The 23,957-nt window shown below is 69.7% G+C and carries 21 protein-coding genes; 14 read left to right on the top strand and 7 right to left on the bottom strand.

Features of this window, described 5'->3' with window-relative positions; translation table 11 throughout:
* Nucleotides 1-117: 117 nt before the first annotated feature.
* The gene (locus QFZ27_RS35360) at nt 118-2,445 is read left to right on the top strand and encodes a molybdopterin guanine dinucleotide-containing S/N-oxide reductase (protein ID WP_429231342.1); all 2,328 of its coding nucleotides are present in this window, start codon (nt 118-120) and stop codon (nt 2,443-2,445) included.
* Nucleotides 2,446-2,585: 140 nt separating this feature from the next.
* Complete coding sequence (locus QFZ27_RS35355; RefSeq protein WP_429231341.1) at nt 2,586-3,974, top strand: M20 family metallopeptidase; 1,389 nt, start codon at nt 2,586-2,588, stop codon at nt 3,972-3,974.
* 118 nt (nt 3,975-4,092) lie between these two features.
* Here the strand turns inward: QFZ27_RS35355 and QFZ27_RS35350 are convergent, their stop codons facing one another.
* Genes QFZ27_RS35350 through gnd form a run of 4 tightly spaced genes read right to left on the bottom strand, consistent with a single transcriptional unit; the run spans nt 4,093 to nt 7,712 of the window.
* Nucleotides 4,093-4,344 (bottom strand): hypothetical protein, encoded by a 252-nt coding sequence (locus QFZ27_RS35350; RefSeq protein WP_429231340.1) that lies wholly within the window; start codon nt 4,342-4,344, stop codon nt 4,093-4,095.
* A gap of 25 nt (nt 4,345-4,369) precedes the next feature.
* Nucleotides 4,370-5,200 (bottom strand): HAD family hydrolase, encoded by an 831-nt coding sequence (locus tag QFZ27_RS35345; protein ID WP_429231339.1) that lies wholly within the window; start codon nt 5,198-5,200, stop codon nt 4,370-4,372.
* On the bottom strand, nt 5,197-6,726 hold the full coding sequence (gene zwf, locus QFZ27_RS35340) for a glucose-6-phosphate dehydrogenase (protein WP_429231338.1): 1,530 nt from the start codon (nt 6,724-6,726) through the stop codon (nt 5,197-5,199). The genes QFZ27_RS35345 and zwf overlap by 4 nt, the downstream gene beginning before the upstream one ends.
* Before the next feature lie 2 nt (nt 6,727-6,728).
* Complete coding sequence (gene gnd, locus QFZ27_RS35335) at nt 6,729-7,712, bottom strand: phosphogluconate dehydrogenase (NAD(+)-dependent, decarboxylating) (protein ID WP_429231337.1); 984 nt, start codon at nt 7,710-7,712, stop codon at nt 6,729-6,731.
* Between the two features lie 141 nt (nt 7,713-7,853).
* On the opposite strand from gnd, the gene QFZ27_RS35330 reads away from it, so the two are divergent.
* From QFZ27_RS35330 to QFZ27_RS35300, 7 genes are all read left to right on the top strand, one after another.
* Nucleotides 7,854-10,328: a glucan 1,4-alpha-glucosidase gene (locus QFZ27_RS35330; RefSeq protein WP_429231336.1), complete on the top strand. Its 2,475-nt coding sequence runs from the start codon at nt 7,854-7,856 to the stop codon at nt 10,326-10,328.
* A 39-nt stretch (nt 10,329-10,367) separates the two neighbouring features.
* Nucleotides 10,368-11,186 carry an ROK family protein gene (locus QFZ27_RS35325; protein ID WP_429231334.1) on the top strand — a complete coding sequence of 273 codons (819 nt, stop codon included), beginning with the start codon at nt 10,368-10,370 and terminating at the stop codon, nt 11,184-11,186.
* 105 nt (nt 11,187-11,291) lie between these two features.
* Nucleotides 11,292-11,684: a hypothetical protein gene (locus QFZ27_RS35320; protein WP_429231333.1), complete on the top strand. Its 393-nt coding sequence runs from the start codon at nt 11,292-11,294 to the stop codon at nt 11,682-11,684.
* A 74-nt stretch (nt 11,685-11,758) separates the two neighbouring features.
* Nucleotides 11,759-11,983 (top strand): hypothetical protein, encoded by a 225-nt coding sequence (locus tag QFZ27_RS35315; RefSeq protein ID WP_429231332.1) that lies wholly within the window; start codon nt 11,759-11,761, stop codon nt 11,981-11,983.
* Nucleotides 11,974-12,381: a hypothetical protein gene (locus tag QFZ27_RS35310; RefSeq protein WP_429231331.1), complete on the top strand. Its 408-nt coding sequence runs from the start codon at nt 11,974-11,976 to the stop codon at nt 12,379-12,381. Before QFZ27_RS35315 ends, QFZ27_RS35310 begins: the two co-directional genes overlap by 10 nt.
* 401 nt (nt 12,382-12,782) lie before the next feature.
* Complete coding sequence (locus QFZ27_RS35305; RefSeq protein WP_429231330.1) at nt 12,783-13,631, top strand: hypothetical protein; 849 nt, start codon at nt 12,783-12,785, stop codon at nt 13,629-13,631.
* Between the two features lie 35 nt (nt 13,632-13,666).
* On the top strand, nt 13,667-15,223 hold the full coding sequence (locus tag QFZ27_RS35300) for an ABC transporter substrate-binding protein (protein WP_429231329.1): 1,557 nt from the start codon (nt 13,667-13,669) through the stop codon (nt 15,221-15,223).
* Between the two features lie 7 nt (nt 15,224-15,230).
* Here QFZ27_RS35300 and arfB read toward each other — a convergent pair whose 3' ends face one another.
* A complete protein-coding gene (arfB, locus tag QFZ27_RS35295) occupies nt 15,231-15,647 on the bottom strand; it encodes an alternative ribosome rescue aminoacyl-tRNA hydrolase ArfB (protein ID WP_429231327.1) in 417 nt (138 codons plus the stop codon).
* 78 nt (nt 15,648-15,725) lie between these two features.
* Here arfB and QFZ27_RS35290 point away from each other — a divergent pair, with 78 nt between their 5' ends.
* From QFZ27_RS35290 to QFZ27_RS35270, 5 genes are all read left to right on the top strand, one after another.
* Entirely contained in the window at nt 15,726-16,634 is a 909-nt protein-coding gene (locus QFZ27_RS35290; RefSeq protein WP_429231325.1) for a LysR family transcriptional regulator, read from the top strand.
* A 95-nt stretch (nt 16,635-16,729) separates the two neighbouring features.
* The gene (locus QFZ27_RS35285; RefSeq protein WP_429231323.1) at nt 16,730-17,458 is read left to right on the top strand and encodes a gamma-glutamyl-gamma-aminobutyrate hydrolase family protein; all 729 of its coding nucleotides are present in this window, start codon (nt 16,730-16,732) and stop codon (nt 17,456-17,458) included.
* Nucleotides 17,455-18,333, top strand: coding sequence for a serine hydrolase (locus QFZ27_RS35280; protein ID WP_429231322.1), 879 nt, complete (start codon nt 17,455-17,457; stop codon nt 18,331-18,333). The genes QFZ27_RS35285 and QFZ27_RS35280 overlap by 4 nt, the downstream gene beginning before the upstream one ends.
* A 3-nt stretch (nt 18,334-18,336) precedes the next feature.
* A complete protein-coding gene (locus QFZ27_RS35275) occupies nt 18,337-19,338 on the top strand; it encodes a peptidoglycan-binding domain-containing protein (RefSeq protein ID WP_429231321.1) in 1,002 nt (333 codons plus the stop codon).
* Between the two features lie 62 nt (nt 19,339-19,400).
* Nucleotides 19,401-19,847 (top strand): hypothetical protein, encoded by a 447-nt coding sequence (locus QFZ27_RS35270; protein ID WP_429231320.1) that lies wholly within the window; start codon nt 19,401-19,403, stop codon nt 19,845-19,847.
* On the opposite strand, the gene QFZ27_RS35265 is transcribed toward QFZ27_RS35270, so the two are convergent.
* Entirely contained in the window at nt 19,844-23,233 is a 3,390-nt protein-coding gene (locus QFZ27_RS35265; RefSeq protein ID WP_429231319.1) for a DEAD/DEAH box helicase, read from the bottom strand. The genes QFZ27_RS35270 and QFZ27_RS35265 overlap by 4 nt on opposite strands.
* Nucleotides 23,234-23,287: 54 nt before the next feature.
* On the bottom strand, nt 23,288-23,953 hold the full coding sequence (locus QFZ27_RS35260; RefSeq protein WP_429231318.1) for a hypothetical protein: 666 nt from the start codon (nt 23,951-23,953) through the stop codon (nt 23,288-23,290).
* Nucleotides 23,954-23,957: the final 4 nt, after the last annotated feature.

Raw genomic sequence — 23,957 nt, 5'->3', positions numbered from 1 at the left:
TCCCTTCCACCCTCGCAGACCATAGGTGTTGGCGGCCATGACGGAAATCCGGTTGACGCCGCAATTTCGCCTGCGACCATCTGGGCTGCTTGCCGCGACCGATCCGGGAGAAGTGCCGTGCCCCGTCTGAGCCCGTCCTCCAGCCACTACGGCGCCGTCATGGCCGTCGTCGAAGGCGACAAGATGGTCGGCATTCAACCCTATGCCAGCGACATCGACCCGTCGCCGATCATCAATTCGCTGCCCGGCATGGTGCACAGCAACCTCCGCATCCCGCAGCCGATGGTCCGGGCCGGCTGGCTGGCCGACCGGCACCGCAGCGACGGCAGCCGCCGCGGCGCCGACGCCTTCGTGCCGGTGTCGTGGGAGACGGCGCTGGCCCTGGTGGCGGGCGAGCTGGAGCGGGTGCGGACCGAGCATGGCGCCGAATCCATCTATGGCGGCAGCTACGGCTGGGGCAGCGCCGGCCGGCTGCACAACGCCCCGACCCTGCTGCGCCGCATGCTGGGCTTCACCGGCGGCTACACCGCCTCGGTCAACAACTACAGCTTCGGCGCCGCCCTGCCGCTGATGCCGCACATCATCGGCGACTTCAACCGGGTGCTGGTCGAGACCACCGACTGGCGCAGCATCGCCGGCGACGGCCGCCTGGTCGTGGCCTTCGGCGGCATGCCGCCGCGCAACAGCCAGATCGCCTCGGGCGGCACCGGCAAGCACCAGCAGCGCGACTGGAACCGCCGCAGCCGCGAGGCCGGGGTGCAGTTCGTCTATATCGGCCCGGTGCGCGACGACATGGCGGAAGAGGCCGGAGCCGAATGGCTGGCGCCGCGGCCGAACACCGACACCGCGATCATGCTCGGCCTGGCCCACACGCTGGTGGCCGAAGGGCTGTACGACCGCGGTTTCGTCGACCGCTGCACCACCGGCTTCGACCGCTTCCTGCCCTATCTCATGGGCCAGTCCGACGGCACCCCGAAGGACGCCGACTGGGCGGCCGCGATCTCCGGCCTGTCCGCCGACACCATCCGCGGCCTGGCGCGGCGCATGGCGTCGCAGCGCACCATGATCAGCCTCAGCTGGTCGCTGCAGCGCGGCGACCATGGCGAGCAGCCCTACTGGATGGGCACGGTGCTGGCGGCGATGCTGGGCCAGATCGGCCTGCCCGGCGGCGGCATCGGCTACGGCTACGGCGCCGAGGCCAATGTCGGCTCGGCCAGCGACGGCCGCAGCCGCGCCCGCATCATCCCGGGCCCGAACCCGACCGGCCGCTACATCCCGGTCGCCCGCATCTCCGACCTGCTGCTGCGGCCGGGGGAGACCGACGACTACAACGGCCACAAGATCACCTATCCGGACACCCGGCTGGTCTACTGGGCCGGCGGCAACCCGTTCCACCACCACCAGGACCTCAACCGCCTGCTGCGAGCCTGGGCCAAGCCGGAGACGGTGATCGTGCAGGAGCCGTGGTGGACCCCGGTCGCCCGCCGCGCCGACATCGTGCTGCCGGCCACCACCAGCTTCGAGCGCAACGACATCGGCGGCGCCGCGCGCGACCCCTACATCCTGGCGATGCCGCAGGCGATCCCGCCGGTCGGCCAGTCGCGCAGCGATTTCGACATCCTGACCGAGCTGTCGGACCGGGCCGGCGCCCGCGAGGCCTTCACCGAAGGCCGCGACGAGATGGGCTGGGTCCAGTCCTTCTACGAGGGCGACCGCCGCACCGCCGCCGAGGCGGGGATCGAGCTGCCGGGCTTCCAGGAGTTCTGGGAGATCGGCCATGTCGAGCTGCCGCTGTCGGCCAAGCCGAAGATCCTGCTCGAGGCCTTCCGCGCCGACCCGGTGGCCAACAAGCTGCCGACGCCGAGCGGCCGGATCGAGGTCTTCTCCGACCGCATCGCCGGCTTCGGCTATGACGATTGCCCGGGCCACCCGACCTGGTTCGAGCCGGCGGAATGGCTCGGCGCGCCGGAGACCGAGCGCTTCCCGCTGCACCTGATCTCGAACCAGCCGAAGACCCGGCTGCACAGCCAGCTCGACGCCGGCGTCACCAGCCGCAGCGAGAAGGTGGCCGACCGCGAGCCGGTGTGGATCCACCCGGCCGACGCCGCCGCCCGCGGCATCCAGGACGGCGACGTGGTGCGGCTGTTCAACGACCGCGGCGCCTGCCTGGCCGGGGCGCTGGTCACCGACCGGGTGATGCCGGGCGTGATCCAGCTCGCCACCGGCGCCTGGTACGACCCGGAGGTGCCGGGCGAGGTTGGGGCGCTGTGCAAGCACGGCAACCCGAACGTCCTGACCCGCGACCACGGCACCTCGCGGCTGGGGCAGGGCCCCAGCGCCCACACCTGCCTGGTCGAGATCGCCAGGCTCGAAGGTCCGGCCCCCCGCGTCACAGCCTTCGACCCGCCGGTGATCCTCGACCCGAGGGCCGAGGCGGCGGAGTAGCGGGCTCGAAGGCCCGCCTCCTTCTTTGTCATTGCCGGGCTTGACCCGGCAATCCAGAGGATGTCGAGACCTTCTGGATGCCCGGGTCAAGCCCGGGCATGACAGTTTAGTCAATAGCCTATGCATTTGCGGAGGCAGGCATGACACGGGACGCGGCGATTGCCGGGGCGGTGCGCTATTTTGACGAGGGCGGCTTCAGGGCCGATCTCGACCGCCGCATCGGCATCCGCACCGAAAGCCAGGCGGCGGATCGCGCGCCGTTGCTCGATTACCTCCAGCGCGAGATCGGGCCCAGCCTGGCCCGGCTCGGCTTCGACCTGCATCTGGTGCCCAACCCGGCCGCGCCCGACGCCCCGGCGCTGATCGCCCGGCGGCAGGAGGGCGACGGCCTGCCCGGCGTGCTGTGCTACGGCCATGGCGACGTGGTGCTGGGCGCGCCGGAGCGCTGGCGGGCCGGGCTCGATCCCTGGCGGATCACGGTCGAGGGCGACCGCTGGTACGGCCGCGGCACCGCCGACAACAAGGGCCAGCATTCGATCAACATCGCCGCGATCGAGCAGGTGCTGCAGGCCCGCGGCGGCCGGCTCGGCTTCAACATGGCCGTCCTGGTCGAGACCAGCGAGGAGATCGGCTCGCCCGGCCTGGACGAGATCTGCGCCGCCAACCGTGACCTGCTGACCGCCGACGTGCTGATCGCCTCGGACGGGCCGCGGCTGGATGTCGGCCGGCCGATGATCGCGCTCGGCACCCGCGGCGTGATCAATTTCGACCTGCGCCTGACCCTGCGCGAGGGCAGTCACCATTCCGGCAACTGGGGCGGGCTGCTGCCCAACCCGGCCACCATCCTGGCCAATGTCGTCGCCGCGCTGGTCGATGCCCGTGGCGCCATTCGCGTGCCCGGGCTGCGGCCGCCGCCGGCGCCGGAGTCGGTGCGCCGCGCTTTGGCCGATGTCGCCATCGCCCGCGACCCCGAGGGCTCACCTTTGGCCGAGAGCTGGGGCGAGCCGGGACTGAGCCCGGCCGAGCGGGTGTTCGGCTGGAACGCGCTGGAGGTGCTGGCCTTCACCGCCGGCACGCCGGACGCGCCGCAGAACGCGATTCCGCCCTCGGCCCGGGTGCATTGCCAGCTGCGCTTCGTCGTCGGCACCGACGTCTCGGACCTGCCCGGCACGGTCAGCGCCCACCTTGAGGCGCAGGGCTTCCACGGCATCGAGGTCAGCGAATCCGGCACGCCGATGCTGGCGACGCGGCTCGACCCCGACGACCCCTGGGCGCGCTGGGCCGCCGCGTCGATCGCCGCCACCACCGGCGCTGTGCCGATGGTGCTGCCCAACGTCGGCGGGTCGCTGCCGAACGAGGTCTTCGCCGGCACGCTCGGCCTGGCCACGGTCTGGGTGCCGCACTCCTATGGCGGCTGCCGCCAGCACGGCCCGGACGAGCACCTGCTGGCCCCGCTCGCCCGCGAAGGGCTGCAGATGATGACGGGGTTGTTCTGGGACCTGGGCGAGGCCGGCAGGCCGAAGTTCTGACGCCTCTTCATCGTCATGGCGAGGCGCGCAGCGCCGTGGCCATCCAGAGATCGAGCCGCTGGGATGGCCACGCCCCTTTGGGGCTCGCCATGACGGTCACTGTTTCGGGTTGCAGATATCAAAGCCTGCGAAAAGTGCTGTCATCGACAAGGGCGCACAGCTTCTTACCAAGAAAATACTCATGTGTTTGCTTGAACAGTAAAGTGGCCTCGACCTCAAAATCGCCTTCGTCTTGGTAAAGAAGAACGCGTTCGCCTTCCTTTAAGCCGAGCTGGGCGGCTTGTTCCTCAAGCCGTTTGCCATCATACCAAAGGATCCAGTAACGACCATCCTCTGTGCCGTCGTTGAAGTCACAATAGACCCGCAACACGTCCGCCTCCCGAGGTTTACCAACGTCAGCCCCTCCGCGGCCCCCGAGGCAGCAGGAACCGGTTCACCGCCTGCGCGAAGCCCTCGGCGTCGTTGCCGGCAGTGGTGAAATGCGCCAGCGCCTTGACCTCGTCGATGGCGTTGCCCATGGCGATCGACAGCCCCGCAGCCCTGAACATCGGCACGTCGTTGGCGGCGTCGCCGATCACCGCCACCTCCGCCGGATCCACCCCCGCCGCTGCGGCGATGCGGCCGACCGCGTGGCCCTTGTCGGCCTCGGGGTGGTTGATGTCGAGGTAGTAGCGCTGCGACCGGGCGGCGATGGCGCTGCCGGCGAGCAGGCCGCGCAGCTCCGCCTCGCAGCGCGCCAGCCCCTCGAAGTCGGCGGAGGCGCCGACGATCTTGCCGGCGCGCGCCAGATAGGGGTCGAGATCGGCGACGATGGTCGGCTCGAACCCCACCGTGCGCCGCTCCAGCGGCACATACTCCCCGTCCGGATCGGTTGCGATCCACTGGCCGTCGGCGAACACCCAGGGATCGGCGCCGAAGCGGCGCAGCGTCGCCAGCGCGGTCCGCGCCGCCGGCTCCGGCACCGTCAACTCCGACACCACGCTCATGTCCGGCCGGAAGATGGTGCCGCCGTTGAAGCCGCCCAGCGGCAGGGCCAGGCCCAGCTGCCGGATCAGCCCCGCCAGGCCGCGCGGCGGCCGGCTGGAGACAATCGAGAAGCCGATGCCGGCCTCGCCCAGCCGCCGCACCGCCGCCACCGACGCCGGGGTCACCACCTTGTCCGGGTCGGCCAGCGTGCCGTCGACATCGGAGATCAGCAGGGCGATGCGCCGGGCGGGAGTGGTCACCTGAGCGGTAGCCATTGGAACCCGTCGCGCGCCAGCAGTTCGTCGGCACAGGCCGGACCGTCGCTGCCGGCCGGGTACAGGTCCGGCGGCCCGGTCAGCCCGGCCCAGAGCTTCTGGATCGCCTGCACCTCGAACCAGCCGGCCTCGATGTTGTCGGCGCGCTGGAACAGGGTCGGGTCGCCGGTCAGGCAGTCATAGATCAGCGTCTCGTACCCGGTCTGCGGCTCCGCCTTGAAGTGTTCGGCATAGCGGAAATCCATCTCGACCTGGCCCAGCCGCATCTCGCGCCCCGGCACCTTGGCGGCGAAGCGCAGCGAGATGCCCTCGTCCGGCTGGATGCTGATCACCAGCAGATTCGGGGTCGGGGCGTTGACCGCGTCGCGGAACAGCACCGCCGGCGCCTTCTTGAACTGGATCGCGATCTCGGTCCGCCGCACCGCCAGCGACTTGCCGGTGCGCAGGTAAAACGGCACGCCGGACCAACGCCAGTTGTCGATCGCCAGCTTCATCGCGACGAAGGTCTCGGTGCGGCTGTCCGGCGCCACATCCGGCTCCTGCCGGTAGGCCGCGCGCGGCTTGCCCAGCACCGTGCCGGCATCGTACTGGCCGCGCACCACCACCTTGGCAGCGTCCTCGGGCGACAGGTCGCGCAGCGCCTCGACCACCTTGGCCTTCTCGGTGCGCACCGCGTCGGCGTCGAAGGAGTTCGGTGCTTCCATCGCCACCATGGACAGCAGCTGGAACAGGTGGTTCGGCACCATGTCGCGCAGCGCCCCGGTGCCGTCGTAGAAGCGGCCGCGCCGCTCCACCCCCACCGTCTCGGCCGCGGTGATCTGCACGCACTCGATATGGTCGCGGTTCCAGATCGGCTCGAAGATGCCGTTGCCGAACCGGAAGGCCATGATGTTCTGGACCGTCTCCTTCCCGAGATAGTGATCGATCCGGTAGATCTGCCTCTCGGTGGCGACGGCCAGCAGCTTGGCGTTCAGGTCCTTCGCCGAGGCTAGGTCGGTGCCGAACGGCTTCTCCACCACCACCCGGCGGAAGCCGGTGTCGCTCTCGTCCAGCAGGCCGGCGGTGGACAGGGCAGTGGCGATCGGGGCGAAGAAGCGCGGCGCCACCGCCAGGTAGAACACGGCGTTGGATTTGCCGGTGGCTTTCTCTCGTTGGGCCAGATGCTCCGCCAGCTTCTGGAAGGTGCCGGGATCGGCGAAGTCGCCGGTCAGATAGTGGACGCCCGCGGCCAGCCGGCCCCAGGCAGCCTCGTCGATGGCTCCTTCGATGCCGATCGTGTGCAGGGCCTCGCCCAAGGTCTTGCGGAAGCCCTCGTCGGTGTTCTCGACTCGGTCGACGCCGAGGATCTCGAAGCCCGAATCCAGCAGCCCCTCGCGTTCCAGATGGTACAAGGCGGGGGTCAGCAGGCGCCCGGTGAGATCCCCCGAGGCGCCGAAGATGACGAAGGTGCAGGGCGGCGCCGCCGGGGTGCCGGCCGGCTTGGCGGGGGAGGGCGAGATCATCGCGGCCATGGTCAGCCGCCCGCCGCCCGTTCGACATGGCCGCCGAACTTGTTGCGCATCGCCGACAGCAGCTTCTCGCCGAAGGTATGCTCCTGGCGCGAGCGGAAGCGGACATAGAGCGCGGTCGACAGCACGTCGGCCGGCACCGCCTCCTCCAGCGCCGCCATGATGGTCCAGCGGCCTTCGCCGGAATCGGCGACCGACCCGGTGTAGTTCGACAGCGACTCGTTCTCGGCCAGGGCGATGGCGCTGAGGTCGAGCAGCCAGGACGAGACGACGCTGCCGCGGCGCCACACCTCGGCGATGTCGGCCAGGTTCAGGCTGTAGCGCTCGGCCGCGGGCAGCTCGGTCGAATCCTTATTTTTGAGGATGTCGAAGCCCTCGGCATAGGCCTGCATCAACCCGTATTCGATGCCGTTGTGCACCATCTTGACGAAGTGCCCGGCGCCGGCCGGCCCGGCATGGATGTAGCCCTTCTCGGCCCGCTGGTCGCGGCCCTCGCGGCCCGGCGTGCGCTCGACCGTGCCCACGCCCGGCGCCAGCACCTCGAAGATCGGGTCCAGGTGGTCGACCGCGGCCTTGGTGCCGCCGATCATCATGCAGTAGCCGCGCTCCAGCCCCCAGACGCCGCCGGATGTGCCGACATCGACATAGTGCAGATCCTTCGGCTCCAAGGCCGCGGCCCGGCGGATGTCGTCCTTGTAGAAGCTGTTGCCGCCGTCGATGATGATGTCGCCGGGGCTCAGCAGGCCGGCCAGCGCCGTCACCGTGTCCTCGGTCGGCGCCCCGGCCGGCAGCATCACCCAGACCGCGCGCGGCGCCGTCAGCCCGGCCACCAAGCCGGCGAGATCCGCCGCCGGCTTGGCGCCGTCTTCGACCAGCGCCTTGATCGCTTCGGCGCTGCGGTCATAGACGACGCATTCATGGCCGGCGCGCATCAGTCGCCGGGCGATGTTGCCGCCCATGCGGCCGAGTCCGATCACCCCGAGCTGCATTCCGTCGATCCTCTCGTTTCCTTCCGGTGCGCTGATGGTAGCGTACCAGCGCGTGATGACGCGATGGTGCGCCCGGACCGCGCCGGTTTCGAGTCTGAATGACCGGGGATGCGGCGATCGGGCGCCGCGGGAGGAGATGCAATGGATCGAGGCGATCGGCCGGATCGAGGCGAGCAGCCACCGGGCGCGCCCGGCGGGCCGGCGCGGTGGACCTCCAGCGCCAAATCGGGCGTCGGCACCGCGCTGTCCGGCACCAGCCGGGTCTGGTTCACCCTCAGCCACGGCATCCTGAACGAGATCTATTTCCCGCGGATCGACACCGCCTGCGTCCGCGACCTCGGGCTGATCGTCACCGGCCCCGGCGGCTATTTCGCCGAGGAGAAGCGCGATTCGCGGTCGGAGACCCGGATGATCGAGGCCGGGGTGCCGGCCTTCCGGCTGGTCAACACCGCGCTGGACGGGCGCTGGCGGATCGAGAAGTCGGTGCTGGCCAATCCGCGCGGCCCGGTGCTGCTGCAGGAGATCACCTTCACCCTGCACGAGGGCGAGCCCGCCGACCACCGGCTGTTCGCCCTGCTGGCGCCGCATCTGATCAATGCCGGCGCCGACAACACCGGCTGGGTCGACGACTACAAGGGCACGCCGATGCTGTTCGCCCGCGGCACCGACGGCGTGTCGCTGGCGCTGGCCGCCTCGGTGCCGTGGCGGACCTGCTCGGTCGGCTATGTCGGCGCCTCGGATGGCTGGCAGCAGCTGTTCCAGCAGGGCGAGCTGAACCCGGCCTGGCGCCGAGCCGAGAACGGCAACATCGCCCTGGCCGGGGAGATCGACCTGGCGCAGGCCCCCGGTGGCCGCTTCCTGCTGGCGCTCGGCTTCGGCGAGCGGCCGGAGGAGGCGGCGCACCACGCCCTGGCCGGCCTCCAGAACGGCTTCGCCGATGCGCACGACCTCTATCTCGAGGGCTGGCGGCGCTGGCAGGCCGGGCTGCTGCCGCTCGACGGCACCGCCGGCTCCGGCGCCACCGCCTACCGCACCAGCACGGTGGTGCTGGCCAGCCACCAGACCATCGAGTTCCCCGGCGCCACCATCGCCTCGCTGTCGATCCCCTGGGGCTTCCACAAGGGCGACGAGGATCTCGGCGGCTACCACCTGGTCTGGCCGCGTGACCTGGTCGAGACCGCGGGCGGCTTCCTCGCCGCCGGCGCGGTGACCGAGGCCAAGGCCATCCTCGGCTACCTGCAGGCGATCCAGGAGGCGGACGGCCACTGGTCGCAGAATGTCTGGCTCGACGGCACCCCCTATTGGAACGGGGTGCAGATGGATGAATGCGCCTTCCCGATCCTGCTGGCGGACATGCTGCGGCGCGAGAGCGCCCTGGCCGGGGACGAACTGGCCCGCTTCGTGCCGATGGTCCGGCGCGCTGCCGGCTTCATCCTGCGCAACGGCCCGGTCACCGGCCAGGACCGGTGGGAGGAAGATGCCGGCTATTCGCCCTTCACCCTGGCGGTGGAGATCGCGGCGCTGCTGGCCGCGGCCGACATCCTCGAACCCTCGAGTGCCGAGGAGGCGCGCTGGCTGCGCGAGACCGCCGACATCTGGAACGACGAGGTCGAGCGCTGGACCTTCGCCGAGGGCACGGCGATCTGCAGCCAGCTCGGCCTCAAGGGCTATTATGTCCGCATCGCCCCGGCCGACTCGGCGGATGCGGCCTCGCCGCTCGACGGCTACGTGCCGGTGAAGAACCGGCCGCCGGGCGACGATGCGCGCAAGGCCGCGCTGCTGATCAGCCCGGACGCGCTGGCCCTGGTGCGCTTCGGCCTGCGCGCCGCGGACGATCCGCGCATCATCGACACGGTGCGGGCGATCGACGCGGTGCTGAAGGCGGATCTGCCGCAGGGCCCGGTCTGGTACCGCTACAATGACGATGGCTATGGCGAGCATGCGGACGGCGCGCCCTTCGACGGTACCGGCGTCGGCCGCGCCTGGCCGCTGCTGACCGGCGAGCGGGCGCATTACGAGCTGGCGGCCGGCCGGATCAAGGAGGCGACGGCGCTGCTGGCGACGCTGGAGCGCTCGGCCGGGGAGGGCGGGCTGCTGCCGGAGCAGGTGTGGGACGACGATGACGTGCCGGAGCGCGAGCTGTTCCGCGGCCGCCCCTCGGGCAGCGCCATGCCGCTGGTCTGGGCGCATTCCGAGCACATCAAGCTGCTGCGCTCGCTGCGCGACGGCCGGGTGTTCGACCTGCCGCCGCAGCCGGTGCAGCGCTATCAGGTCGACAAGGTGGTCTCGCCGGCCCGGTGCTGGCGCTTCAACCAGAAGCGGCGCGCCCTGCCAGCCGGCAAGATCCTGCGCCTCGAGCTGCCGGCCGCCGCGACGGTGCGCTGGACCCTGGACGACTGGGGTACGACCCGCGACGACCCGACCGAAGCGACCCCCTTCGGCCTGCATGTCCTCGACCTGCCGACCGCGGCCGCGCCGGCCGGCACGCGCATCCGCTTCACCTTCCAATGGCGCGACGCCGAACGCTGGGAGGGCGCCGATTTCCTGGTCCTGGTCGACGGCGAGACCGGCATCGCGGCTGGCCACGCGGCGGCCGGTGCTGTCGGTGGAGGTTGACGCTGCCGGAAACCGGCCGACATGCTGATGAGAGCCAACATGGAGGAACGCGTGAAGCCTGGCATCCTGGCGATCGATGTGGGGGGCACGGGGCTGAAGGCCGCCGTGATCGACGATCGCGGCCAGATGCGGTCGGACCGGCAGCGTGTGCCGACGCCGCATCCCTGCCCGCCGAAGCTGTTCCTCGACACCGTCGCGGCGCTGGTCAAGCCGCTGCGGGAATTCGACCGCATCGCCGTCGGCTTTCCCGGCGTGGTCCGCGACGGGCGGGTGATCACGGCCCCCAATCTCGGCACGGAGGACTGGGCCGGCTTCGTCTTGGCCTCCGCCCTGTCGAAGCGGCTGGGGGGCGCCCCGGTGCGGATGGTCAACGACGCCGAGATGCAGGGCCTGGCCCTGGTCGACGGCAGCGGGCTGGAGCTGGTGGTCACCCTCGGCACCGGCGTCGGCACGGCCCTGCTCCGCGACGGCGTGCCGGCGCCGCATCTGGAGCTGGCGCACCACCCGCTGTCCAAGGGCGGCAAGACCTATGACGAATATCTCGGCAACGCTGCCTACGAGAAGATCGGCAAGAAGCGCTGGAACAAGCGGGTGAAGCGGATGCTGGAGGTGCTGGAGATCCTGCTGCATCCGGACCGGATTCACATCAGCGGCGGCAACGCCAAGCACATCGACTTCACCCTGCCGAAGGGCGTCACCATCGCCTCCAACGATGCCGGCATCGAGGGCGGCGCCGGCCTGTGGCGCGAACCGGCGGCCAAAAGCCCGCCGGCCAAGAGCGCCCCTGCCAAAGGTCCGCCAGCCAAACGTCCTGCGGCCAAGCGCCCGCCTGCCAAACGCGCGGCGGCCAAGGTCTGACTGGCCGGAAGACGCCGGGAGCTGAAGCCCCCGGCGGCGCCCGCTCAGGCCGCGAATGCTATGAGAGGGCGATCGAACCCCACGAGCGCTGAGGATGAGCGACGCATGCGAACGGTGGGAACCGCGCTGGTGCTCATAGGAGCTATCGCGCTGTCGGCTGAGGGCGCCCGAGCGAACCAGGCCCCATTGGCCGACGCCTGCTACGGGGCGGTGCTCGATGCTGCAACGGCATACGCTCTCGGCAGAGTCCAGCTCGAAGCGGAGGATGAGAAGACGGGCCATCCCGGGATCGCCAGTCGCGTCAAAGCGATTCAGGACGAGCTGACACACCAGATGGGCGCCGCGCTCGATGCCGGGTGCTCATCCGCGCCGTTCGAGGAACTGATCGCGTGCCTTCAATCGAAAAGCGACGGGAGCGGCAAGAATGTGCTCAAGGCCAGTGAGTGCGTGGACCAGGTGACTGGGAGACGGGACGACCCTCGCATCGAGGGGGAATAGCCGCAGATCAGGCCAAAGCGGCGCGGCGGCGCGTGAACGCGATGCGGTATTGGGTTAACGCGTGATTCTTGTTCATGATACGTTCTGTGGATGAGGCGCAATCCGAACCGATCCGGCCGACCGAACCCGACATGCATTGGACAGGCTGGGCGCTGAGCACGCTGCGCGAGGCGGCCGAGATCGACATGCGCTGCAAGCGGCTGACCGAGCGGCAGCAGGAGAGGTCCCATCACGACCCGAAGGCGCCGCCGCCGGCTTTCGGCCTGATCCAGGCGCGGCTGACGCGCTGGTGCGTCTGACGGTCGCCCTGACCGACCGGATCCGCACCGGCTTCATGACCCGGCGGGACGAGCGCGCGGCCCGAATGGTCGGCGAGGCCACGGCACAGCCCGAGCGCGGGGTGGACGCCGAACGCATGCGGTCGATGGCGTGGGAGTCGCTGGTCGAGGACGAGATCTTGGACGCGCAGATGGACACGCTGTCGGCCGAGGAATTCGTGCGGGAGGTCTGCCGCAAGATCGGCCACCCGCCGGTGCGGCTGCCGCAGAGCTGGGACGAGGGCTGCGAGATGACGCCCGTCCCGCCGCGGGAGACCGAAGCGGCCGACCGCGAGACTGCGGACGATTGGTCCGTCGAGCCGGCCGACTCCGCCACCGGCCGGCATGTGCCGGAGCCGCCGGACCCGGACAGCAGCTGAGCGCTGCGTCCCTCGTCACGCCTGCCGATTTCCAAGCCCAACCCAGCCTTCCACTCTCCCCCTCCCCCTGCGGGAGGGGGTTGGGGGAGGGGTCTGCGCGCGAATGGCCTAGCGGGAGGTCGGATCAGGCATAGGCCGCTTACATCGGTCCCGGCTGCACCAACCCCTCCCCCTGCCCCCTCCCGCAAGGGGAGGGGGAGAATTGAAGGTGGCGGCATGCGAAAGATCCGTCCGGCGCCTCGCTTCGGAAGTGGCAGGCGATCCCGTCCGAGGGGCCACAGGTTCGATGTGTTTCCAGATGATGAAAGGACATCAGGGCCGGTCGGCCTTCCCAAGAAGCTGCTTTTCATTGATCTAAAAATATGCCTCACTCATCCTACAGCAGGGGCAGGGGAGGCGTCATGGCGCGGCCGCACGGGCACGGAAAGGTGCTGACGTCCAGCGATTTCGGGGCGACCACGGTCTATGCCTGCGGTCTGGACCAGCGCTTCAGCTACTGCGCCTATGTGCCGGAGGGTTACGACGAGGACGGCACCGACCGCTGGCCGCTGGCGGTGATCGTGCACGGCACCGAGCGCGGCATGCAGAGGTACCGCGACGGCTTCGCCGATTTCGCCGAGCGCCACGGGGTGATCGTGCTGGCGCCGCTGTTCCCGGTCGGCATCACCGAGCCGGGCGACCTGTCCAGCTACAAGCTGCTGCGCGCCGGCGACCTGCATTACGACGCCGTGCTGCTGGCCATGATCGCCGAGACCCAGGCCCGCTACCGGGTCGCGGGCGACCGGGTGCTGATGTACGGCTTCTCCGGCGGCGGCCACTTCACTCACCGCTTCCTCTATCTGCATCCGGAACGTCTGCTCGGCGCCTCGATCGGCGCGCCCGGCGTGGTCACCCTGCTTGACTTCGAGCATGACTGGTGGGTCGGGGTGCGCAACTTCGAGGCGGTGTTCGGCAAGCCGCTCGACCTCGACGCCATCCGCCGGGTGCCGGTGCAGATGGTGATCGGCGGCGACGACACCGAGACCTGGGAGATCACGATCAAGCCGGGCGATGCCTGGTGGATGCTGGGCGCCGACATCGCCGGCCGCAACCGCCAGGACCGGATGCGGTCGCTGCGCCGCAGCCTGGAGGCGCAGGGCGTCGCGGTGCAGCAGGACACCATCCCCGGCATCGGCCATGACGACCGCCAGCTGCTGGGCGCGGTGAAGAGCTTCTTCGGGGAGGTGCTCGCGCGGCGACAGGCGGTCTGAGCTTCGGAACCAACAACGACAAACAGGGGGCAGTGATGAAGGCGTTGTTCGGCGGGCTCGCGCTCGCCCTGATCCTGGCTGCCGGCGCGGCGGCCCAGGACACACCGCGCGACGGCGGCACCATCACCGTGGCGCTGAATGCGGATATCCGCAGCAGCGAACCCGGTATCAACCGCGACGGCAACACCGACACGGTGATGCAGCATGTGGTCGAATCCCTGGTCGGCTACCGCGAGGACCTGACCGTCGGCCCGGCCCTGGCGGACTCCTGGACTGTCACGGATGACGGCCGCACTTACGACTTCAAGATCCGCAAGGGCGCGGTGTTCCACAATGGCAAGCCGGTCACCTCGGCCGAGGTGAAATGGAGTTGGGACCGGCGCTGGGCGACCGACAGCTGGAGCTGCCGACCGATCTTCGACGGCACCGCCGGGCTGAAGGTCGCGGCGGTGGAGACGCCGGACCCGCAGACCATCCGCTTCCGCCTGGCCGAGCCGAACGCCCTGTTCCTGGCGCAGCTCGCCAATATCCAATGCTTCGCCACCGGCACGATCAGCCCCGACAGCCTCAACCCGGACGGCAGCTGGAACGCGCCGGTCGCCACCGGCCCATACAAGCTGGCCTCCTGGAAGCGCAGCGAGACGGTGGTGCTGCAGCGCTTCGCCGACTACAAGCCGCTGTCCGAGCCCGGCAGCGGCTATGCCGGCGCGCGTATCGCCCATGCCGACACCATCCGCTTTCAGATCGTGCCCGACCCGGCGACGGCGGAGGCGGCGCTGGCCACCGGCGGGGTCGACCTGCTGCCCAGCCTGGCGCCGGGGCAGATCGACCAGGCCAAGGCCAATGGCGGGACGGTCGAGACCGCCCAGGGCCTCGGCTGGTCGGTGATCCTGGTCCAGACCGCCGATCCGCTGCTGTCCGACATCCGCATCCGCCAGGCCATCGCCCATGCGCTCGACCTGAAGCAGATCGCCCAGGCGCGGACCTACGGCCTGGCCGAGGCCAATCCCTCCGCGGTGGCCCGCAGCAGCACCTTCTTCGACGACAGCTTCCTCGACTGGCCCGCCTACGACCCGGCCAAGGCGCAGGCGCTGCTGCAGGAGGCCGGCTACAAGGGCCAGCCGATCACGATCCAGACCAACAAGCGCTATGACGGCATGTACGACAACGCCGTGCTGGTCCAGGCGATGCTGGCCGCGGCCGGGATCGATGCGCGGCTGGAGGTGCTGGACTGGGCGACCCAGCTCGACAACTACACCGCCGGCAAGTTCCAGCTGCAGTCCTTCTCCTTCTCGGCCCGGCTCGATCCGTCGCTGCTGTACGGCATCCTGATCGGCAGCAAGGCCAAGAACCCGGGCCGGCAATGGGACGACCCGAAGGCGGCGGAGCTGCTGGCCCAGTCGATCCGCACCGAGGATCCCGCCAAGCGCAAGGACGCGCTGAAGCAGCTGCACGCGCTGGCGGCGCAGCAACTGCCGATCATCGGCCTGTATTACGACCCGGCGGTCGACGCGGTCGGGCCGAAGCTGAAGGGCTACAAGCCCTGGGCCGCCGACAAGCCGCGGCTGTGGGGCGCCTGGAAGGTGGAGTAGGCGGCGCTCAGTCCTCGCCCGGGCTGCCGCGCATCCGCTTCACCGACGACCGCTTGCTCTTGCTGTCGAGCCGCCGGATCTTGCTGCCCAGCGTCGCCCGCGTCGGCCGGCGCTTCTTCGGCGCCACTGCGGCGCGCTGGAACAGGTCGACCAGCCGGGCTACGGCCTCGGCCCGATTGCGCTCCTGGCTGCGATACTCGCGGGCAGTGATCACCAGCACGCCGTCCTTGGTCAGGCGCTGCCCCGCCAGGGTCTCCAGCCGCGCCCGCATGTCCTCCGGCATCCCGGCGCGGTCGATCGGATAACGCAGCTGCACCGCGGTCGCGACCTTGTTGACATTCTGCCCGCCCGGGCCGGAAGCGAGGATGAAGCTCTCCTCGAAGTCGCGCTCGTCCAGCGCGATGCGGGCGGTGATCCGGATCATGGCCGGACCCTCGCACGGCCGGCCGCGCTTGTCATGCCTCCGCCGCTGTGCCATCCCGGTCCGGGCGGAGGAGACTCGATGACCATCAGGCTGAGGCATATCGAGGCGCTGCAGGCGGTGCAGAAGGCCGGGTCGATCACCGGCGCGGCCGAGCTGCTGAACGTCTCGCAGCCGGCGGTCAGCAAGCTGCTGCGCCATGCCGAGGACCAGCTCGGCCTGCGCCTGTTCGAGCGGGTCAAGGGCAAGCTGGTCCCGACCCGCGAGGCCAAGCTGCTCGAGGTCGAGATCGACCGCACCTTCGCCGGGCTGGAACGAATCTCCAGCATCGCCGCCAACCTGCGGCGCGGGCGCGAAGGCCATGTCCGCATCGCCTGCCTGCCCAGCCTCGGCTTCGGCTTCATGACCGAGCAGATGGCGTCGTTCCACCGCCGCCACCCCGGCGTCAGCTTCGACCTGCGCACCCACCACACCCGCGAGATCCTGGAGCTGATCGCGACCAACAGCCTCGACCTCGCCATCGCCTATGAGCCGGTGCTGCCGCCGGGCATGCGCAAGATCTCGATCGGCACGTCGCGGCTGGTGCATCTGTCGACCACGCCGCTCGCGCCCGGCGAGGTCGCGGAGATCACGCTCGACCGGATCGACGTCGAGACCTTGATCGGCGTCGACCCCGACACCTCGATGGGTGTCACCTTGTCGGACGCCTTCAACCGCGCCGGCATCCGCTATGCCCCGCGCAACCTGATCCAGACCTACTACCTGGCGCTGCCGCTGGTGCGCTACGGCGCCGGCTCGGCCATCGTCGACGAGCACACCGCCCAGGCCTGGGCCGTGCCGGACGTCACCGCCCGCGTGATCGTGCCGGAGATCACCCTGCCGATCACGGCGCTGCACCACGAGAACTATCCGCTGTCGCAGGCGGCGCATCTGTTCCTCGACCACCTGACGGGCAAGCCGACGCAGCGCACCCGCAGTGCCAGGCGATAACGCCCGATGCGGGTCCCATAACCGACCGGAATTTGACAGCCGCCGGGCCGCCGGGCATCACCGGAGGACCCGTTCCGCTTCCGCACAGGACGATCATGGCCAAGCCCGTCATCGGAGTGACCCTGGATGCCGAGGAGGCGGGCGGCTATTCCTCCTCGCCATGGTACGCGCTGCGGCAGAACTACTGCGGATCGCTGGCCGAGTACGGCGCCGTGCCGCTGGCGCTGCCGCATCTGGTCGATGCGGCCGACCGCTACCTCGACCTGTGCGACGGCATCGTCGTCACCGGCGGCGGCTTCGATGTCGACCCGTCGCTCTGGGGCGCCGGCTCGGTGCACGAGACGGTGAAGACCAAGCCGGTGCGCACCCAGTTCGAATGGGCGCTGGTCAAGGGCGCGGTGGCACGGAACAAGCCGGTGCTCGGCATCTGTGGCGGCGAGCAGCTGATGGCGGCGGTGCTGGGCGGCACGCTGGTGCAGCACATCCCGGCCGAGATCGACAATGCGCTGGACCATAGCCCGGAGCGCAAGATCCACGATCCGGCCGGCTGGAAGGCGGCGCATGAGGTCGAGGTCAGGCCCGGCACGCTGCTGGCCCGCATCACCGGCGCGGCCCGCTTCGGCGTCAACAGCTCGCACCACCAGGCGGTGAAGACGGCCGGACCCGATCTGGTCATCTCCGGCGTCGCCCCCGACGGGGTGGTCGAGGCGGTGGAGCATCCGGGCCAGCGCTTCTGCCTCGGCGTGCAGTGGCACCCGGAGTATCTGCGCAGCGAGGCCGACCGCGCCGTGCTCGCCGCCTTCGTCGCCGCGTGTGCCGAATGACGGGCGCCGCGCTGGTCCAGGATCTGCTGGACGAGTTCAAGGGCGAGGTCGGGCCCGAGGATTTCGGCCTGACCTTCCGGCTCTACCCCGGCCGGCTGCGCGACGGCGCCGTCGACCGCTACTCGGACGGGCCGGTCTTCGGCCATCGCGACGAGGTCGCGGTTTATCCGGCCAGCACCAGCAAGAGCTTCTATCTGGTCGCCTTCCAGCATTGGGTCGAGACCGGGTTGCTGCGGCCGGACGACGAGGACCTGCGGGCCCTGTCGGCGATGATCCGCCAGTCCAGCAACGACGCCACCACCTACCTGTTCGGCCGCATGACTGGCACCACGCCCGGCGGCAAGCTGCCGGAGGCGGAGATGGCGGCGTGGTGGGACAAGCGCCAGGCGATCCAGCGCTGGTTCGAAAGCTGGGCCTGGCCGGAATTCGACCGGCTGCGACTTTGGCACGGCACCTACGAGGATTCGCCCTATGGCCGCGAGAAGGCGGCCCGCGCCCATGGTGGCAACCTGATCGCCCCGCGCGCGGCGGCGGCGCTGCTGCACGGCATCGCCGCCGGCCAGCTGGTCTCGCCCGCCGCCTGCGGCCGGATGATGGACCTGCTCGACCGCGAGCCCGAGCGCGACCCGGAGCGCCTGCCGCCCGACTATTCGGATCAGGTCCGCGGCTTCCTCGGCGCCGCGCTGCCGCGCGACGTCCGGCTGTGGTCGAAGGCCGGCTGGACCGGCGAGACCCGGCACGACATGGCCTATTGGGAAACCCCCTCCGGCCGCAGCGTCGTCGCCGCGGTCTACACCGTCGGCGGGCATATGTCGCAGAATCGGCGCTTTCTGCCGGCGGTCGGCGCCCGGCTGCACGCGCTGCTCGAGGCGTAGAGGATGCCGATGCCGCCCGTCTGGCACGATGACGACCGCTCGCCGAACTACGCTCATCTGGCGGCGCCCTTCGCCGACATCGTCTTCACCGCGGATGCCGGGACCTTCGAAGACCTGTGCCGCCTGTCCCGCTTCCGGCCGCGCGGCGCGAGGATCCTGTTCGGGCTGCGTGGCTGCGCTCTGGCTCAGCCGGACTCCGCCGGCCAATGGGGCGAGGTGCTGCAACTGCGCGAAGCCTGGCCGGACCATCACGTGCCGCGCTGCGTCCTCGGCGTCTGGGACCGGCCGGCGGGGCGGCTGATCGCCTGGCCCGGCTCGACCGTCCCGAACGCGCACTACATGCGCCGCCAGGCCGAAGCTCCGGACCGGCGCATCGCCAACATGCTGGCGCCCGGGCTGCATCCTTATGTGGTCGGCCCGCATGTGCCCGCCGGCCGGCCGGCGGAAGAGGGGGCGTTCCAGCTCGACCGCACCGTCGAGGTGCCGGTCTGGCGCTCGCTCGATGCCGCCGGCTACGACCTGACCGGCCGCTTCGACATCTGCGTGCCGGAGGACAACATCCACGCCGCCGGCTGGCCGGGCGATGGCATCGAGTTCTCCTCGGCCGGCTGCCAGACTCTGCCGGGCCGGCACTTGCCGCCGGCCGACCCGACCGGCGACTATGCCGCGTTCCGCGCGGCGTCCGGGCTCGCTGCCAGCCCCGACCTGGCCGAGACCGGCCTGGCCTTCGACGATCTGCTGGTCACGGGCCGGCATCTGCGCCTGGTGGCGGAGCAGGCCCCCGGCCTTGCCCGCCTGATGCCGGGGTCGAGCGGCCATGAGGTGCGGCTGCTGCAGGATGCCTTCATCGGCCTCGGGCTGATCCCCGACTGGGGCTTCACCGCCGGCGTGTTCAACGGCTTCACCGCCAAGGCGCTCTATGACTGGCAGGCCGCTTCCGGCCGGATCGCGGACGGCGTGCTGCGGTCGCAGGAGGCGGAGGCGCTGGGTTTCCCGCTCGGCTGAGCGACAGGGGTTCCCGTCGACGCGGCGGCATCTAGTTTCATCGAAAACCGATGAGATTGTCGATGAAGGCGCTGCAATTCCTGGCCGTGGTGCTGACCGCCCTGGCGCTGGTCCCGGGCGGCGCGCACCTGCTGGCGATGCCGAACAAGCTGGGCCTGGATGAGACCGCCTATTTCGCGGTCCAGGGGATCTATCGCGGCTGGGCCCTGTTGGGCATCATCCTGGTGGTGGCTCTCGCGGCGGATCTCGCCCTGGTGGTCGGTGCGCGGCGTCAGCCGGCACCGTTCCGGCTGGCCCTGGCCGGCGTCTTGTGCCTCGTCGCCACCCTCGCGGTGTTCTTCCTCTGGACCAATCCCGCCAACCAGGCCACGGCGAACTGGACCGCCGTTCCCGACGACTGGATGGCGCTGCGGCTGCAATGGGAATACTCCCACGCCGCCAACGCGCTGCTGACTCTCGCCGCGCTGTGCCTGGTCACGCTGTCCGTGCTGCGCTGGCGGCCCGGCTAGGACGCGGCAATCAGGTTGCCCAGCGCATCCAGGAATTCCTGCGGCGACATCCGGCGCAACTTGTCCCGGGCCGTCCGGAAATACGGCTTGCCGCCCCACAGGTCTCGATCGCCGATGATGTAGAAGCCCCGTTTCGCCCGGGTCGCGGCGACGTTCAGCAGATTGGGTTTCGACGATGCCCAACTGGCGCTGTTGTCGTGTGCATGATCCGCGCCTAGCACCATCAGCACCAGGACCTCCTCCTTGCCCTGGAAGGTGTGGACCGTGCCGATGCGTTCCTTGCACCAGTTGGCGAGGTCCGTCCTTTTGGGGACGGCCAGGCCGAGCGGATCGAGCTCCGCTTTCCAGCACTCGATATCGCCGAGCCGCCTCGTCAGGGCCTGCTTGACGCTGCGGAACGGTGAGATGAGATAAAGGGACGGCAGCGCGCCGCGACCGAGGCGATAGAGATCCAGCACGGCTTGTACGGCGATCTCGATCTGCTCGGGAACGACCTGCCTGCCCTCTCGGACGGGACCCGGGACATCGATCCAGCCCGTATATCCGTCCTCATCCGGACGGGTGGCGAAGATCATCTTGCCGTCATAGGCGATGGCGTTCGCGATGTCGAACATGGTCCTGGCGCAGCGCCGATGGACACGCAAGGGGCTGCCGATCCAGATGGTCTCGTCCTGGTCATTCGCGGGAACCATCGCCCCATAGGGGTTGGCTCGATCGGCGAGTTGCTGCACCGACACGCGATTGGGCGCATATCGCCCCTCCTGGACCGCCGCGACACCGTCCGACAAGGCCTCGATCAGCCGCGTCGGAACCGCGTACACGGGCTCGATCTGCAGCGGATCGCCCACCACCACTGCGCGCCTGGCCCGCCACAACGCACCGACCGCAGCCTGGGGCGGGGCTTGGCCGGCCTCGTCGATGAACAGCCAGCCGATGTCGCCCGGTCCCAGGTCCTGGAACTGGCGGCCGAAGGACGCGAAGGTCGAGGACACGACCGGAACGACCATGAACAGGCTCTGCCAGATCAGCCTGGCGTGGTCGGCGTCGACCGGTCGCCCGCCCTTCAGCATCCGGCTGATGGCGGTCAGATTGCCGCCGAAGCCATGCCCGCCTTTGTCCTTGTGCCTGCCCGCCTCCGCCAGCCACGCCTCGTGCAGGGTGAGTGCGGCTTTGGACAGGCTCGAACGCAGCTCGGCGAGGCGATCGTCATGCCAGAGCCCACTCTCCTGGATGGTCTCCCTTTCCAGGCCCGCCAGTTCCGAAAGCCCCAAGCGGTCTTGCAGATCCTTCCAACGTTCCTGCTTGCGCGACCAATCCGCCGTTGCCGCATCGCGCGCCGATCGGGCCGTTTCGAGTGCCGCCGTGGCTGTGGTGAGCGTCGCCAAGGCGGAGGCCGCCTGCGCTTCCAGCACCCGCAGGCGCCTGCGGCGAGACAACTGCTCTTCGGCATTAGCCCGGCGGCTCTCTTTGAAGGCTCGATGCTCGGACCGCCGAAACAGCCAGGCCAGGCGACCAGGCGCCTGCCGGTCGATCAGCCGTTCCTCCTCGGCGAGATCGACCAGCTTCCGCTGGCATTGGGCGAGTTCGGCCTCGATCGTGGCGAGTCTCGCCGTGGCGGCTTGCTGCGCCGCCTCGGCCGCTTCTGCCTTCGCTGTCGCAGCGCTCAGGATGTCCGTCGCATCCGACGACAGCATCTCGGCGGCGATGTCGGCTTGTTCCGCCAGCACCGCGATCTGCGCCGACACGGCTTGATCCGCCTCGCGGAACGACCGGGCAGCGGCGGCGAAGGACGGGCCGTCGTAAGCGTCGATCCATTCGCGGATGGTCGCCACCGGATCTCGCAGGGCGGGCTTGCGGCCCCGCTGCTCCACCCTGAAGAACACCCGGTCCGCAAAATCCCGGCGGTTCGCGAACTTGCCCAGGGCGCAGGAAATCAACCCCCAAGGCGCATCATCGGGGTCGGCGGGTTCCTTGAATCTCCCGTTTCCCTGCTGGACCACGACCTTGTGAGCGACCGGCCGCAGATAGCCGGCAGTCCTCCAGCCCTCACCCAGCGCCCTGCGTTTCGGCAGATCCTTGGAGATGTTCTCGACCGCCGTGTTGTTGGAGGAGCCGACCACCATCTCATGGCCGACGAGCTCGGGAGAAAGCTGACGGATCCAGGCCGGATCATCCGACCGCGTGAAGGCCGCACGGATCGAGGCGTCGATCATGGTGTCGGCGACCGTCTCGAAGCCGGCCAGAGCCCGCGCCCGACGGACGATGATCTCGGCGATGATGTCGCCGAGCAGAGTGGTCTTGCCGGTGCCCGGCGGACCATTGACCGAGAACACGCCGTCGGAGCCGAGGTGTGCGAACGCAGCGTTGATCGCGAATTGCTGCATCAAGCTCATCGCCTGTCCCGGCGTTCGCAACCAGCGCCCTGCAGGCAGCCGGCCCGGATGCAGCATATCGAAGATCGCCCGACGTCCCGCTTCGGAGTACAGGTCGGTCCTCTCCGACACCGGCGGATCGAGATAGGCGGCCAGGGCAGCCGGGACCTGGCCTCGGCGCAGCGCAGCCATCGCCCGCTCCAGATCCCGGATGTAGAAGCTGTTCAGGATGTCGATCTCGGCATCCATGGCGACGATCTCGTCGTCGTCGCCATCAGTCGGCTTCTCACCGGCTTCGGCGGGCTCCCGGCCGATCTGATCCGCCGCTCGGGGAGCCGGTTCTGATTTCTCAGAGATCCTTTTCTTCTTTGTTACGACCTGCAGCACGGCGGCATCCGAGTGCTCGGGGGAAAAGCCGGCCCAATTCTGGAGCAGCCCGATGAGGGAGATGAGATCAGAGCCGCTCAGTCCCGGTGCTTGGTCGTCACCCGCTTCCAGCAGCCGTTTGGTCTCGGCACCGCGCAGGCGTTCGCCGAGGTCAGCGAAGGCATCGGCGCGGTTCTGGTCCGTCAATGCGTCCCAGTCCGCTTGGCCGGCGCGTCCGATCGCCCACGGCACCGTCGACACCGAAACCGAATCGAGATCCGGCACGCCGCCCGGCGTCAGCTTCAGCCTGGCGAAGCAGGTATCGCCTTCGGTGTCGGCGCGTTCGGCATCTTCGCTTTCCTCGTTCCCGGCGACCGCTTTGCCGCGCAGCCCTTTCGCGAGCTGGTCGATTTCCGCCTTGGCGAAGACCCCGAGATAGAGATTGAACCCTGCGATCTCCTCGTCCTCGCCGATGGAGACATCCCAGAGATCGACGGCGGTCGTCTTGGCCAGCGTGGCATAAGCGACCGCAATGCACTCACCTCTCTTCTCTTCGGTGACTTGCTTGAGATCGAAGGGAATGAAGAACTCGATCCTGTGCCAGTAAGCCAGAATCTCGAGAAGCTTTGTGGTCTCGGCTTCGGGCATGGCTGCTTTCCGCGGAAGAGTTGGCTTGTAAGCGTCAGCGTGCCGCCGCTTCCGTTACTGCCCGCCGCTCTTCAGCACCAGCGGTGACAGGTCGGTGATCTGGTCCTTCACCGCCGCAGCCAGCCCGGCCGGGCAGGCGGTGCCGACGCCGGACAGGTTGCACAGGCGCAGGTCGTCGATGTCGGCGCCGCCGGCGGCGATGGCCTCGGTCGACAGCGGCAGATGCGCCTTGTCATAGGCCGCCAGCGGCCAGATCCGGCGGGCGATATAGATCGCCTCGCGGCCGACGGCGATGTGCAGCAGCTGCATCTCGCCCTGGCCGTCGCTCAGGCGCCGGGTGCAGCCGAGCGCGGTGCGGACGGTGCCGCCCGGGTCGGTCCGGACCTGGCCCTCGACGATGTCGTCGCAGGCTTGCCTCAGGGCGTCGGCACTGTCGCGGATGAATTCGGCCGGGTCGCTGTTGCCCAGCCCGCCGATGCGGGTCACGGTGATGCTGCCGTCCGCGGCCTTGGCCGGGTCATCCTTGCGCCACTCGACGATAGTGGTGCTGCCCTCGGTACCGGCGAAGCTGCGGGCCCAGCCGGACGGCAAGGTCAGGGCCAGGATCTCGCCGTTGCCGCCGGGCAGGACCAGCGTGCTGCCCGTCTCCGCCGTCGCCGTGCCGGACACGGCCAAACCGGCGAGCAGCGCCAGCGCCGCGCCTCGAACCATCATCTTCATCCTG

Source organism: Inquilinus ginsengisoli, assembly GCF_050434925.1.
In the GTDB taxonomy this organism is placed as follows: domain Bacteria; phylum Pseudomonadota; class Alphaproteobacteria; order DSM-16000; family Inquilinaceae; genus Inquilinus; species Inquilinus ginsengisoli_B.
The sequence above is the reverse complement of the archived record's forward strand: the minus strand, read 5'-3'. Positions and strand labels throughout refer to the sequence as shown.

Excerpts from the sequence above, each read along its gene's own strand:
- zwf (WP_429231338.1), bottom strand. The coding sequence starts at position 6,726 with ATGGCCGCGATGATCTCGCCCTCCCCCGCCAAGCCGGCCGGCACCCCG.
- QFZ27_RS35355 (WP_429231341.1), top strand. The coding sequence starts at position 2,586 with ATGACACGGGACGCGGCGATTGCCGGGGCGGTGCGCTATTTTGACGAG.
- QFZ27_RS35305 (WP_429231330.1), top strand. The coding sequence starts at position 12,783 with ATGGCGCGGCCGCACGGGCACGGAAAGGTGCTGACGTCCAGCGATTTC.
- QFZ27_RS35260 (WP_429231318.1), bottom strand. The coding sequence starts at position 23,953 with ATGAAGATGATGGTTCGAGGCGCGGCGCTGGCGCTGCTCGCCGGTTTG.
- QFZ27_RS35275 (WP_429231321.1), top strand. The coding sequence starts at position 18,337 with ATGCCGATGCCGCCCGTCTGGCACGATGACGACCGCTCGCCGAACTAC.
- QFZ27_RS35330 (WP_429231336.1), top strand. The coding sequence starts at position 7,854 with ATGGATCGAGGCGATCGGCCGGATCGAGGCGAGCAGCCACCGGGCGCG.
- QFZ27_RS35320 (WP_429231333.1), top strand. The coding sequence starts at position 11,292 with ATGCGAACGGTGGGAACCGCGCTGGTGCTCATAGGAGCTATCGCGCTG.
- QFZ27_RS35265 (WP_429231319.1), bottom strand. The coding sequence starts at position 23,233 with ATGCCCGAAGCCGAGACCACAAAGCTTCTCGAGATTCTGGCTTACTGG.
- QFZ27_RS35315 (WP_429231332.1), top strand. The coding sequence starts at position 11,759 with ATGATACGTTCTGTGGATGAGGCGCAATCCGAACCGATCCGGCCGACC.
- QFZ27_RS35270 (WP_429231320.1), top strand. The coding sequence starts at position 19,401 with ATGAAGGCGCTGCAATTCCTGGCCGTGGTGCTGACCGCCCTGGCGCTG.
- QFZ27_RS35285 (WP_429231323.1), top strand. The coding sequence starts at position 16,730 with ATGGCCAAGCCCGTCATCGGAGTGACCCTGGATGCCGAGGAGGCGGGC.
- arfB (WP_429231327.1), bottom strand. The coding sequence starts at position 15,647 with ATGATCCGGATCACCGCCCGCATCGCGCTGGACGAGCGCGACTTCGAG.
- gnd (WP_429231337.1), bottom strand. The coding sequence starts at position 7,712 with ATGCAGCTCGGGGTGATCGGACTCGGCCGCATGGGCGGCAACATCGCC.
- QFZ27_RS35290 (WP_429231325.1), top strand. The coding sequence starts at position 15,726 with ATGACCATCAGGCTGAGGCATATCGAGGCGCTGCAGGCGGTGCAGAAG.
- QFZ27_RS35300 (WP_429231329.1), top strand. The coding sequence starts at position 13,667 with ATGAAGGCGTTGTTCGGCGGGCTCGCGCTCGCCCTGATCCTGGCTGCC.
- QFZ27_RS35280 (WP_429231322.1), top strand. The coding sequence starts at position 17,455 with ATGACGGGCGCCGCGCTGGTCCAGGATCTGCTGGACGAGTTCAAGGGC.
- QFZ27_RS35325 (WP_429231334.1), top strand. The coding sequence starts at position 10,368 with ATGGAGGAACGCGTGAAGCCTGGCATCCTGGCGATCGATGTGGGGGGC.